Here is a 12,948-nt window from a genome sequence, read left to right as displayed (position 1 = left end):
GGGTCAGGGCAGCTCGTACCAGACCATCTCGAGGTCACCGACCCGCTGCGGGACCGAGTGCCGGACGGCGTCGCCGAGGCACGCCGGACCGTCGGCCGGTTCGCGGTCCGGGTCCGGCACGTAGACCGCGGGTCGTGGACCGTCGCAGAACGCTGCCGTGGCCTCCGCGCCGTCGTCGGTGCGGACCACGTCCACCTCGAACCGGCCGAAGTACCACGCGTACCCGACGTGGAGGCGCCGTACGACGACGGTGGCGGGGTCGCTCGCACGGATCGCCTCGACGGCACCTGCGAACTCCTGGCGCGGCTGGGCCGTCTCGGCGTGGACGCGTTCGGCGCCGAGCCCCCCGGCCAGGGCCAGCACCACCAGGACCGCCGTGGCGGTGAGGGCCGGCCGGTCGCGGGTCGCCAGGCGGGCGATGGCCACGATGCCGGCAGCGACGGCGATCATCACGGCTGGCAGCGTGAAGGCCACGTAGCGGTCCAGCAGCGAGAACCCGACGAAGCCGAGCAGCGCGATGCTCACCCCGAGGGAAGCGAGCAGCTGGAGCCCGACCTCGAAGCCCGCGTGCGGGTGGTCGACGGCGAGCGAACGAGAGCGCACCAGCAGGGCGATCAGGCCGGCCACGCCGAGCACCATGGTCACGGCCGCGGCGGTGCTCGACCCACCGGGCAGGATCGGGTTGAAGCTCGGACCACCGATGACGGTGAACGGGCCGACGATCGGCGACCACCAGGTGATCGGATCGGCCGCCCGGCTCCCGACGCTGGAGGCGTTGTCCAGCATCGGGCCGAACAGCGGCCGGAGCACCAGGGCGGTCAGCGCGCCGGTGGCGGCCGTCAGCGCCACCAGCCGTAGCCGGTGGGTGGTGCGCCGCAGGAACCAGACGCCCGTGTGCGCGACGTACAGGGTCACCACGGGGGGGAAGGTGAGCATCCCGACCGCGCCCGCCGCGGCCACCGCCAGGTCGTCGCGCCACCGGGCGGGGTGATCGGCACCGCGGCTGGTGACCACCAACAGCACGCTGGCCGACAGCAGGACGAGCCCGTAGCCACGGGCCTCGGTCTGCAGTCGCACCGCGAGCGGCGAGATCACCACAAGCGCGGTCGCGGTGACGGCGACCGCGGGAGCGAGCCGACGCCAGGCCCACCACAGCACCAGCCCGGCCCCGGCGAGGGCGGGACCCACGACCCACAGGCGCAGCACCGCGTCCCCGGTCCACAGCAGGTCGGTGGTCCACGACGCCAGCAGGCTGTAGAGCACGTGGTTGTTGGCGTAGTACTGGCTCGGATCGAAGATGATCTCCGCCCCGCCGCGGACGTACCGGTGGGCGGTGAAGGCCTCGTCCCACCACAGGGACCGGGACAGACCGTTGAGCCGTGAGGCCACGAGGGCGACGACGGTGACGGCAGCAGCGACGAGCCAGACCGTCGTGACCCCGGAACGGGATGCTGGATCGGCGGGCGCCGCACGCGGTGGGGTGAGCTGCTCGGTCACGGTGCCGCCAGGACGGTGGACAGGTCGGGCGTACGGTACCCGCGACGGCCCGACACTAGGCTCGGCCGCCCCCCGCGACGCCCCCCGCGACGCCCCTCGATCGCTCACCGGAGGCCCGGTGCTCGGCTCATCCCCGCTCGCCCGGCTCCGCCAGCGCAGACGCCGGACCCCGCTCCGCGTCGCCCTGATCGGCCGGGATGCCGCGGTGGTCGCGGGGCTCCGAGCCGCCGGTGTGGACGTCGAGGCATCGGCCGAGACCGCCGACGTCGTCCTGGTCCTCGACCCCACCGTCCCGCCGCTGAAGCTGCCGAGGCAGCCCCTGCGGATCGGGATCGTCGCCAGCGGGGCCGGGGGGACGTGGGCGGCGTCCGACACGGCCGAGGACGTCGACGCCGCGGTGGCCAGCACCTCGCAGGATGCGGCCCTGCTGGCCCCCCGGACCGTGCTGGCTCCGCACGTGGACGACGACGTGGTCGCCGGCGCGCTGCGAGCAGCGGACGACCTGCGCGCGCGCCCTCGGCTGCACGTGATCACCGGGGTCTCGAACCTGCGGATGCGGCCCCGGTGGGGCGACCACCACTACGCCGTCGCGGTGGCCAAGGCGCTCGGACGTCGTGGGTGGGCCGCGCGCAGCTGGTGCCAGGCCGAGCTGTCGACGGTGGACCACGGCGCGGCTGATGCCGTGCTGCTCCTCGCCGGGGGTGTCGAGCTGCGACCCGTCGCCGACCGTCCGACCATCACCTGGGTGATCTACCCGCGTGAGCTGGACACCGGCTCGCTCGCCGACCTGCACCACGTGCACGTCGCGTCACCGTCGGTCGCGGCCGATCTGGCCACCGCCGGTGTGCCTGCCACGTTCCTGCCGCAGGCGACCGACACCGGCCGGTTCCGGCCCACCCCCGGGGGGCGTCACCACCAGCTGCTGTTCGTGGCCAACTCGCGCAACGTGCGCCGCCGGATCACCGATGATCTGCTGCCCACCGAGCACGAGCTCGCGATCTACGGGTTCGGGTGGACCCCCGAGCTGGTCGACGTCCGGCACGTGGTCGCCGACCAGGTCCCGAACGCCGATCTCCCGGCGCTGTACACCGCTGCCGACCTCGTCCTCAACGACCACTGGGACGAGATGCGTGCCGGTGGGTACCTCTCGAACCGGCTGTTCGACGCGGCTGCGTGCGGGGCCACCGTCGTGACCGACGCCATCGCCGGACTCGAGGACGTGTTCGCCGACACGATCGTGGCGTACCGCACCCGCGACGATCTGCACCGCGTCGTCGACGAGTTGCTCGCCGACCCCGGGCGTCGGCGCGACCTCGGCGACCGGGCGCGGGAGACCGTCGTCGCCGCGCACACCTTCGACCACCGCGTCGATGCCCTGCTCGCCAGCCTCCCCGGAGGAGCCGCCGCGTGACCGCCGATCCTGCCCCCCTGCCCGCCGTTGCGGTGACCCCTGGGGGGCACCGGGTCCTCGATGGTGCGGACGTGACCACCCTGGCCGATCTCGACGCCCTCGACCGCCTCGATCCCGAGCTGGTCGCGGCCCTCGTGATCACGAGCGAGGAGCTCGCCGCAGCCAGCCGGCACACGCGCCGCCTCCGCAAGGCGGGGGTGACCGTCGTCGAGGTCGACCCCGTCCGGCGGTCGCCGCTGCGCCGCTCGGACCTCCAGGTGGGGACGTCCCCGGGGGTGGCCGACATGCTCCTCCTGCCGACGTTCGACCCCCTCGTGACCAACCCGGTCGGCTGGCGTCGCGAACCGGCGGTGGCCCTCGGCGTCGCGCTGCACCGACCGGTGGACGGACCGTTGAGCCGCTGGCCGTCCGAGACCGACGACGTGATCGTGCTCGCCGGCCCCGAGCTGTCCGGCCCGGCGCGGCGGGCCGCCGTCGGCGAACAGCAGCGGGCCGTCAGCTGGGACGACGACGCGGCGTTGGCCGACCGGCTGCGGCGGGTCGGCGTGCTCGTCACCGACCCTGCGTGGGAGCAGGAGCCGACGCCGGTGCTGCGCACGATCATCCACGCGTTGGCGGTCGGGACCCCCGTGGTCACCACCGCCGCGGCGCCGGCGGCCCAGCTCGGCCTCCCCGTCGTCACGGTCGACGGGCCGGACGAGCTGTGGTCGACGGCCGGCGACCTGGCAGCGGACCACGACCGTCGCGAACAGGTCAGCGTCGCCGGACGGCGTCGGGTCCTGCGCGACCACGCCGGCCCGGCCCGGCTCGGGCGTCTGCTCGAGGCCGTCGGTCGGCCGTTCCCGCGGGCACCGCGGATCAGCGTGACGTTCGCCACCAACCGCGGCGCGTTCCTCGAGCACGGCATCCGGTCCATCATCGGACAGAGCGTCGAGGACCTCGAGGTCATCCTGCTCCTGCACGGCCCCGAGGTACCCGACCCGCCCGCGGGCCTGCTCGAGGGCAGCGGGCGGACCTTCCAGGTGCACCGCCTGCCGGTCGAGTACCACCTCGGCGAGCTGCTCAACCACGGCATCGACCACGCCACCGGCACCTACGTCGCCAAGATGGACGACGACGACTGGTACGGCCGCGATCACCTGCTCGACCTGGCGCTGGCGATCGAGTACAGCGGCGCCGACCTGGTCGGCAAGCGCATCGACCACATCTACCTGTCGCCGCTGGAGCGCACGGTGACCCGGCGACGGGCGGCACCCGAGCGCGACCGTCCCCACGTCAGCGGCCCCACCCTCTTCGGACGTCGCGACACGATGGCCCGGGTCCGGTTCGGCAAGCTCACCGGGCCCGAGGACAGCGACTTCCAGCGTCGCCTCCTCGAGGACGGCGGCCGCGTCTACGGCACCCACAGCCTCGACGTGGTGCTCAACCGTCACGGCGGCAACACCTGGGACACCGACTCGCAGGCCCTCCTCGACGAGGCGGAGCGCGACGTCGCCGGCCTCGATCTCGTCGCGACCGCCAGCGAGCCGGGCGCCTACATCACCGACTGAGCCCCGCCGCCTCGCGGGCGTTCACCGTTGGCTGGGGCGGCGGGTGACCATGCCGAGCACCTCGAGGGGATCGAGACCGCCGACCTCGGCGATCGTCACCATCCGGTCGAGCTCGTAGGTGGTGGCGATCATCTGCAGACGGTCGCGCACGTAGCTGTCCCATGGACGGCGTTGCGGCCCGGCGTTCCAGACAGCCTCGGGGACCAGCAGCTCCACCGCGTACCGCAGCTCGCGGATGCGGGCGAGGTCGTCGTCGAAGGTGACGATCAACGGTGCGAAGGTGCGGTCGGCGGCCTGGAGCGCAGCGATCCGGTCGACCGCCACGCGCTGGTCGGTCCCTGGCGGCAGGATGATGGCGACGTGGTCGAGGCCCGTCCGCTCGGCCTTCGGGATGACCGCGCCCGGCGGCACCGGGACCCGCGGGTTGACGCGGATCTCGGTGCCCTTGCGCTCCCACCGGCGCAGCTGGCGACGCACGACGCGGCGGAGCGGGAGCGGCAGGATCCGGAACGGGATGCGGGCGATGCGGCGCACCTCGGGGGACTGCAGCCTGTAGGCGATGCGCGCCCGACGAGCCCGGGCCGCGGTCGGGGGGCGGCCGCGGACGTCGGGCTCGAGGGCGCGGCGGGTGCCGCGGGCCTCGTTGGAGGCGGTGTCGGGCCGCGCTGCCGCCGGTGCCGGGCCCGTGTCGCCGGTCGGTCCCGCGACCGGGGGCTGCTCGCGCAGACCGATCCGGTGCTCGATGGCGGCCATCGCTGTGGCGGCGCCGTTGCCGGGGTACCGCTCGAGCGCGGCGGCACGCATCCGCGCGCGGACCTCGGGGTCCAACAGTTCGGTCAGCGCGGCGTCCACGGCCTCCGGGGTCGGGTCGGGGACGTCGAGGGCGACCCCGACCTCCGCCGCGTAACGGGACCGAGCGGCCTGGTCGTCGGCGGCGGTCTCGTGGTTGGGGAAGAAGAGGGTCGGCAGACCAGCGGCGAGCAGCTCGTGGAAGGTGTTGTAGCCGGCCGCGGCGATGGCCATGTCGAACGCCTCGAAGTAGCGCGACAGCGGGTAGACGCCACGGATGGTGTGCACCTCGCCGGCGAGCCCGGCGGCCTCGCCGGCGATGATCGACCGGGTGACGCAGACCTGGAGGTCGTCCTCCTCGAGGAGACGCTTGGTCACCATCCCGAGCAGCGAGCCGAGGTCGTTGATGTTGCCGGCGCCGAGCTGGAGCAGCACGGCGGGCCGGGACGGGTCGATCCCGAGGGCCTCGGCTGCCTCCTCGCGGGAGACGCGGTCGTCCGGGTCGAGGTAGGTCAGCGGCCCGACGCGCAGTACCTCGTCGCGGCGGGCGGCGGTCGCGCCGTCGTCGTAGCGCTCGCTGAACTCGCCCGGTTCGACGATGAGGTCGAAGCGGCCGCTGTGCTGCAGCGACGGGGCGTCCAGCCCGGGGCGCCACATCCCGCGGCGGGACCAGACGCTCAGCACGTCCGGGTGGTCCTCGAGGACGCCGAGCAGACCGCGGTAGGGCCAGGTCCCGTCGAAGACGATCGCACGGACGTCGTGCTCGTCGATCAGGTGGGCGAGCCGCTGGCGCAGCAGGTCGTGCCAGACCCGGTGCTCGATGCCCATGAACTCGCGGGACATCAGGTACTCGACCAGGAAGCCGTTGCCCCGCACCACCGGGACCGCCTGCGAGAGGGTGAGGAAGATGGGACGGATCCGGTCCGAGGCGCGGGACGCCATCGACATCAGCCGCATCAGGTGACCGACCCCGGAGCCGTTGGAGCTGAGGAACAGCACCGTCGGGGGCGCATCCGCGGTCGTGGCCGTCGCGTCGCGGGCGTCGACCTCGAGCGATCCGCGCCCCGAGCGCGGGGCGACCCGTGGCCGGGTGGCGAGCTGCTCGGTGGTGCCCTCGGCGGCGAGCAGGTCGGTGACGCGTGCGGCGTGGGTGTCGTAGCTGAACCGCTCGCGCGCCAGCTGCTGGCCGGCGGCGGCCCGGGCGCGTGCCGCGGCCGGGTCGGCCCGCCACCCGTCGAGCACCCCGAGGACCCCGGCGGGGTCGGTGTAGACCGGGGCGTCGCCGAAGAGCGCCTCGAAGTGCGGTGGCAGGATCGCGGGGACGCCGGAGGCCAGCGCTTCGAGGACGGTCCGTCCGAACGACTCGATCCAGTCCGGGTGGTGGAAGTAGACGAACGCGTCGAGCTCGGCCAGGAACCGACGCGGGTCGACGCTGCCGAAGGGCAGGACGTTCCAGTTGGCGGGGGTGCGGGTGACGCGCCGGATGGCGTGTTCGGCCCCTCCGAGGATGCGGACCTCGTAGTCGGGCCCCTCGGGGTAGGCGGCCAGGATGTCCTGGGCCGTCGCGGGCCACTTGTGCTCGTGGCTGCGGCTGTGGCGGCCGAGGACGGGGACGTCGCGGTGCCAGCGGCGAGCCGGGTCCACCGCCCACCGGTCGACGTCGATGACGTTGACCCAGTCCTCGGCCAGCAGGGGCAGCTCCGGTGCGACCTCGGTGAGGTTGTCGCGCACCAGTGGTCCGATGGGCGCCCACAGGGCGTCAGGGTGGAGCTGTTCGGTGACCACCTGACGGGCTCGGTCGAGGTCGTAGAAAACCGGCTGGCCACCGACCCCGGTCGGGGTCTGGTTGACCACGACCAGCGCACGCTCCGCCTCGATGGCCGGCAGCGTCACGGGCGGGCCGGCGATGACCCCCGGGTGGCGCAGGACAGCCAGCCGGGTCCGCACGACGCCGCCCCCGACGACGAGGTCGGCGAGCCCCTCCTCGAGCACGGCGGCGACCCGCGGGTTGAACCCGCGCGGCTCGCCGATCATGTGGGACTCGAGGTGGACGATGCCGGTCCGAAGGCCCGCACGCGCCTGGGCACGGACCTCCTCGGCCACGCTGGCCGCCGTCCCCCCGGGCAGGCGGGCGTCGGTGATCAGGACGACGTCGTAACGATCCAGCACGGGGACGCTTCCTCGGGGACGGCAGCCGCTGGACGGACCAGCGTGGGACGTGGCCCGGGAGGGTAGGTCGCGCGGACCCCCCGAGCGGTCACCGGCCCGGGGTCGTTCGAACCTTCGGCTTGCGCGCGACGATCAGGACCGTGGCGGCCAGGTCGCGCCGACCGAACGCGCGGACGATCCGCTCGTAGACCACGCTCAGGGCGTAGAGCGGGAGCAGGAACCCGAAGTAGTCCGACTGGTAGTAGGACACCTCGGTGCGTTCCACCTCGAAGCCCTGCCGGCGCAGCACCTGCTCCATCTGCGACGCGGTGCAGTGCTCGTAGTGGGCCGGGAAGCCGAGCCGACCGTCGCTGCCGGGCACGAGGTTGCGCAGCAGCCAGCTGGAGGCCCGTCCGGGCAGCACCCGGTTGAGCAGCGAGAACGGGGCCCGCTTGGACGCGAAGACGTGGATGGTGCGGCCACCGGGCACGAGGATCCGGTGCGCTTCGGCCAGGGTGGCCTCCACCCCCGCGATGTGCTCGAGGACCGAGCGCGAGACCACGAGGTCGACGCTGGCGTCGGCGAAGGGCAGCGGGGCGCCCGGCGCGACCACGACCCTGCTGTCGACCTCCTCGTTCAGCGCGAGCTCGCCGCCGTCGACGTCGACCCCCACGATCTCCGCGGTCGACCGCGGGTCCTGCAGGGCGACGAAGTGGCTCGCACGCCCGGCGCCGAGGTCGACCACGACCCGGTCGGGGCGCTTGTCGGCGTACCTCGCCACCGTCCGGGCGTACCGGACGTGCAGCCGCGGGCGGGTGTGCGGGAGCCGACGTTCGAGCCGCTTGCTGCGACGCCGGTTGGCCTCGACGAAGGCGGTCAGCCAGGTCGGCAGCGTGGACATCGAGGAGGCTCCGAGGGTCAGACGTCGAGCACGCTGCGGTCGAGGCCAGGGGTGGTGGTGCCCTCGCGGGCGAAGGCGCGGTCGCCCTTCGCGAAGGTGTGATCGCCGTGGCGGCGCCGGATGAAGCCGAACCGGTGGGTGGCGTAGGCTCGTCCGCCGTCGGCGTGCAGCGCCCGGACCAGCTCGCGGTCGACACCGTGGGGCACGTGGCGCCAGCGCAGGCGCCGGAACGTCGCGGCGTGTCCGAGCATGGTCGCGCCCGGCAGGTGGTGCGCCCACACCTCCTCGCGGCCGGCCGGCGGGGTGACCGTGACGTCGTCGTCGCCGAGGTGGGTGATGTTGGCCCAGCGGCCGACCAGGTCGGCGCCCGAGTACCGCAGGGCCACGGCGAGGTCGGCGAGGTGGCCCGGTCCGTAGAGGTCGTCGTCGTCCATCTTGGCGATCAGGTCCCCGGTGGCGGCGTCCAGGCCGATGGCCAGGACGGCACCGAGGGGCAGCTGGGCGGGGACCCGGTGGACCTCCAGCCGGTGCCCGCCGGCGTCGAGGGCTGTCGCGTCGACGTCGATGCCGTGCAGCAGCAGTTGCACCTCGAGGTCGTGCACGGACTGGGCCGTGACGGCGGCCAGGGCCGCGGCGACCTGGTCGGCCCGCCGGGTGGCGAGCAGCACCGAGGTCCGCGGCGGGGGCCGGAGCCGGATCCCCGCGGCCGCCAGCAGCTGGCGGGCACGATCGTCGATGGTGTGGTGGGCCAGCACGTGCCGGCGTTGCCTGACGCTGGCACGCTCGGCGGCGTCGGGGTCGGCTGCCAGGTCGGCAGCGGCGCGGTCGAGCAGGTCGGGCGGTGCGGTGACCGCGACCGGGCCGAGGGTCCGTTCGATCGCGCTGCCCTCGGCGCACACCACGACGGTGCCGCGGGCGGCGGCCCGCAGCGCCGACAGGGCGACCTCCCGCGTTCCGTCGTCGTGCACGGCGCGCACCTGGGGGCGACGGTCGACCCCCATCGGGTTGTCAGCGCGGTGATCCACCGCTGGCGCCCCCGCACCGTCCGGGTCGTCGGCGTCCACGACGAGGTCGACCGAGCCCCGGGGCAGGGCCCCGGCCACCTCGCTGGTCGCCACGACGGGCGCGTCGGTCAGCTGCCGGCAGGCGGCCACCGCCGTCGCGTCGAGCCAGGACGTCGTGGCGTCGAGGAGCACGAGGTCCGGCCGCTGGATCTCGAGCTGCGTGCGCCAGGCCTCCGCCGTCAACCGCACACCGGGTGCCGTTGCGTCCGTGATCGGCAGGTCGCTGAGGTGGGCGACCCGCAGGTGGGGCTCGCGTTGGTGCGCGCCGACCGGTGGACCGGGGTGCTCGAGGGCGATGGGTGCTCGGAAGGTCGCGCGCGCGGCCGCGGGGCCCCGTCGGAGCGCTCCGAGGGCCAGCGCCGCCCGGACCGTCCGGCGGGCGGTCAGGCGCCGGAGGACGTAGCTCGCTGCGACCTCGTCGCTGTCCACGGCATCGCTGGTGCCGGTGCGGTCGGGCTCGAGATCGGGCACGGCGGTCTCCGGCGGCGGGGTGGACGGGGGGACGGTGACCCAGGCTCGCGCAGCGCCATCGGTCACCTGCCCGCGGACAGTATGCTCCCGAGGTCGCCGGCCCCCTGACGTCCCCCGGGAACGTGGGCCCGTCCCTCCCGCGCGTCTCGCGCTCCCACCGCTTCCGAGGCTGTCCGTGGCCACTACATCGAGCGCCGCCCCGCCGCAGCTGGTCCGGCTCGGGGGCACGCCCCCGTTGCGGGACTACGTGCGGTCCCTGTGGCAGCGTCGTGAGTTCGCCTGGTCCGCCGCTCGCGGTGAGGTCCAGACCGCGCACCTCGACACGCTGCTCGGCAACGCGTGGCACCTGCTCAACCCGCTGCTGCTCATCGGCGTCTACTACCTCGTCTTCGGTGTGGTGCTCGACATCACCCGCGGGTTGCCGGAGGGGCTGTTCCTGCCGTTCCTGGCCGTCGGGGTCTTCACCTACCAGTTCATGCAGAAGACCATCAACGCTGGAGCGCGGACCATCTCCTCGAACCAGGGGCTGATCCGGTCCCTGCAGTTCCCACGAGCGCTGTTGCCCATCGCGACCGTCCTCTCGGGCACGATGGCCTACGGCTCGGCGTTCGTGGTCATGGTGGCCGTGGTGTTGCTGAGCGGGCAGCCGCTGACCCTCGAGTGGCTGCTGCTCCCGCTCGTCGTCGCGCCCCTGCTGGTGTTCACCCTCGGCGGGACGTTCATCTCGGCCCGGCTGACCGACAAGGTCCGCGACCTCGAGAACATCCTGCCGTTCCTGTTCCGGCTGGGCTTCTACGGGTCGGGTGTCATCTTCTCGGTCGACGGGTACCTGACGAACCCCGCGTACCGCCGGCTGTTCCTCGCCAACCCGTTCTACGTCTACATCACCCTCGTGCGCGACGTGATGATGGTGGAGTACACCACCGAGTACCTCGTGTGGCTGTGGTCGTCCGCGATCGCGTGGGCGGTGGTCGTGTTCGTGGTCGGCCTGCTCATCTTCCGCGCTGGCGAGCGGGAGTACGGCCGTGGCTAGGCGCTCCACCACCGAGGGGCTGGCCCCGGACGTGCCCGCCGATGCCACCATCGTGGCCCAGGACCTCCACGTGACCTACAAGGTCTACGAGGACCGCCGACCCCAGCTGCGCGAGATGGTCGCCAACCGGGGGCGCCGTCCCTCGTTCCGCGAGATCAAGGCCGTCCGTGGCGTCGACTTCGTCGCTCGCGAAGGTCAGTCGATCGGGATCGTCGGACGCAACGGGTCGGGCAAGTCGACCCTGCTCCAGGCGATGGCCGGCCTCCTGCCACCGGACGACGGCGCGGTGTTCGCTCGTTCACAGCCGTCGCTGCTCGGGGTGAACGCCGCGATGAAGCCGAACGCGTCCGGGCGGCGCAACGCCATCCTCGGCGGGCTGGCGCTCGGGTTGACGCGGGAAGACATGGAGGAACGTCTCCCGGAGATCATCCGGTTCACCCAGCTCGAGGACTTCATCGACCTGCCGATGCGGACCTACTCGTCCGGGATGCGGGCGCGGCTGCTGTTCGCCATCGCGACGTCGGTCGAACCCGACATCCTGATGATCGACGAGGCCCTGGCCGTGGGCGACACCATCTTCCAGAAGCGCTCCCGCAAACGCATCAAGCAGCTGCGCGAGAACGCGGGGACGGTGTTCCTGGTCTCCCACGCGTCCAAGACGCTGCTCGACAGCTGCGACCGGGTGCTCTGGCTCGAGCGCGGCCAGCTGATCGCCGACGGCGAGCCGAAGGACGTGATCGAGTCCTACGAGGCGCGGATGAACGAGGAGTCCGATCGTGACTGAGCGCACCACCGATCCTGTCGCGCGGTTCCGCGACCACGACTTCACCGTCGGGGTCATCGGCCTCGGCTACGTCGGGCTGCCCCTGGCATCGACCGCCAGTGCGCAGGGCCTGCACGTCATCGGCTTCGACGTCCACCAGGGCCTCGTCGACGCGCTCAACGCCGGCACGTCCCACATCGGCGATGTGACCGACGGCGAGCTGCGCGAGGCGCTCGACCGCGGCGCCGTGCTGACCACCGAGGAGGCCAAGCTGGCCGAGGCCGACGCGATCTTCATCGCGGTGCCCTCGCCGCTCGGTCGCAACCGCCAGCCCGACATGAGCTACATCGAGGCGGCTGCGGCCACCGTCGAACGGGTGGCACGGCCCGGCCAGCTCATCTCACTGGAGTCGACGACCTACCCGGGGACCACCGAGGACCACCTCGTGCCGGCGATCGAGCGGGCCGGGCTCACCCTGGACGAGGACGTGTTCGTGGCGTTCTCCCCGGAACGCGTCGACCCGGGCAACGTGCTGCAGACCCACGACATCCCGAAGGTCGTCGGCGGGGTCACACCGTTGTCGACCGAGGTCGCTGCGGCCGCGTACGCACGCCTCGTGGCCAAGGTCCACCCCGTCAGCTCCGCGCGTGCGGCCGAGCTGACCAAGCTGCTCGAGAACACCTACCGCGCCGTCAACATCGCGATGGTCAACGAGCTGGCCCAGATCGCGCACGTGTTCGACATCGACGTGTGGGAGGTCATCGACGCGGCGGCGACCAAGCCCTTCGGCTTCCAGCCCTTCTACCCCGGGCCGGGTGTCGGTGGTCACTGCATCCCCCTCGATCCGCAGTTCCTGGCGTGGCGCGCCCGCGAACTGAAGGCCACCACGCGCTTCATCGACCTCGCCGAGGACGTCAACCTCCACATGCCCGAGTACACCGTGCGGCGGTTGATCGAGCTGCTCAACGACCGCGGCCTGCCGCTGAAGGACACCCGGATCCTCGGGGTCGGGGTGGCGTACAAGAAGAACATCGCCGACGACCGCGAGTCGCCGTCGATCGACGTGATGAAGCTGCTCGCCCTGCGCGGCGCCGACCTCGGGGTGCTCGACCCGCACGTGCCGCACGACCGCCTCGTCCGTCACGGCTTCACCGCGGTGGACGACGACGCGGACCTGTCGGACTGGCAGGTCGCGGTGATCCTGACCGACCACGACGCCACCGACTACGAGCGCCTCGCCGCGCAGGTTGACGTGGTCTTCGACACCCGTGGGGTCTACCGCCGCCGCGGCATCACCGCGGACAACGTCCTCAGCCTCTGA

General features: G+C 73.1%; 9 protein-coding genes. 5 read left to right on the top strand and 4 right to left on the bottom strand.

Annotated elements, in window-relative coordinates:
* Window positions 1-3: 3 nt before the first annotated feature.
* Window positions 4-1,497 (bottom strand): hypothetical protein, encoded by a 1,494-nt coding sequence (locus NITAL_RS01415; RefSeq protein WP_052664313.1) that lies wholly within the window; start codon window positions 1,495-1,497, stop codon window positions 4-6.
* 118 nt (window positions 1,498-1,615) lie between these two features.
* Here NITAL_RS01415 and NITAL_RS01410 point away from each other — a divergent pair, with 118 nt between their 5' ends.
* Together NITAL_RS01410 and NITAL_RS01405 are read left to right on the top strand one after the other, a co-directional pair.
* Window positions 1,616-2,908 carry a CgeB family protein gene (locus tag NITAL_RS01410; RefSeq protein WP_052664312.1) on the top strand — a complete coding sequence of 431 codons (1,293 nt, stop codon included), beginning with the start codon at window positions 1,616-1,618 and terminating at the stop codon, window positions 2,906-2,908.
* On the top strand, window positions 2,905-4,458 hold the full coding sequence (locus NITAL_RS01405; RefSeq protein WP_052664311.1) for a glycosyltransferase: 1,554 nt from the start codon (window positions 2,905-2,907) through the stop codon (window positions 4,456-4,458). Before NITAL_RS01410 ends, NITAL_RS01405 begins: the two co-directional genes overlap by 4 nt.
* A 21-nt stretch (window positions 4,459-4,479) precedes the next feature.
* Here the strand turns inward: NITAL_RS01405 and NITAL_RS01400 are convergent, their stop codons facing one another.
* The 3 genes from NITAL_RS01400 to NITAL_RS01390 form a co-directional block, all read right to left on the bottom strand.
* The gene (locus tag NITAL_RS01400; RefSeq protein WP_052664310.1) at window positions 4,480-7,416 is read right to left on the bottom strand and encodes a glycosyltransferase; all 2,937 of its coding nucleotides are present in this window, start codon (window positions 7,414-7,416) and stop codon (window positions 4,480-4,482) included.
* Between the two features lie 88 nt (window positions 7,417-7,504).
* Complete coding sequence (locus tag NITAL_RS01395; protein WP_052664309.1) at window positions 7,505-8,296, bottom strand: class I SAM-dependent methyltransferase; 792 nt, start codon at window positions 8,294-8,296, stop codon at window positions 7,505-7,507.
* Window positions 8,297-8,313: 17 nt separating this feature from the next.
* Window positions 8,314-9,831, bottom strand: coding sequence for a glycosyltransferase family protein (locus NITAL_RS01390; RefSeq protein ID WP_157041554.1), 1,518 nt, complete (start codon window positions 9,829-9,831; stop codon window positions 8,314-8,316).
* A 175-nt stretch (window positions 9,832-10,006) separates the two neighbouring features.
* Here NITAL_RS01390 and NITAL_RS01385 point away from each other — a divergent pair, with 175 nt between their 5' ends.
* The 3 genes from NITAL_RS01385 to NITAL_RS01375 are packed head-to-tail and all read left to right on the top strand — an operon-like array spanning window position 10,007 to window position 12,948.
* The gene (locus NITAL_RS01385; RefSeq protein ID WP_169786686.1) at window positions 10,007-10,864 is read left to right on the top strand and encodes an ABC transporter permease; all 858 of its coding nucleotides are present in this window, start codon (window positions 10,007-10,009) and stop codon (window positions 10,862-10,864) included.
* Window positions 10,857-11,648, top strand: a complete 792-nt coding sequence (locus NITAL_RS01380) for an ABC transporter ATP-binding protein (RefSeq protein WP_083441105.1) — start codon at window positions 10,857-10,859, stop codon at window positions 11,646-11,648. Before NITAL_RS01385 ends, NITAL_RS01380 begins: the two co-directional genes overlap by 8 nt.
* On the top strand, window positions 11,641-12,948 hold the full coding sequence (locus NITAL_RS01375) for a nucleotide sugar dehydrogenase (RefSeq protein ID WP_211262143.1): 1,308 nt from the start codon (window positions 11,641-11,643) through the stop codon (window positions 12,946-12,948). The genes NITAL_RS01380 and NITAL_RS01375 overlap by 8 nt, the downstream gene beginning before the upstream one ends.

This window comes from Nitriliruptor alkaliphilus DSM 45188, assembly GCF_000969705.1.
Taxonomy (GTDB): Bacteria; Actinomycetota; Nitriliruptoria; order Nitriliruptorales; family Nitriliruptoraceae; genus Nitriliruptor; species Nitriliruptor alkaliphilus.
This window is presented reverse-complemented; position numbering and strand designations above follow the sequence as displayed.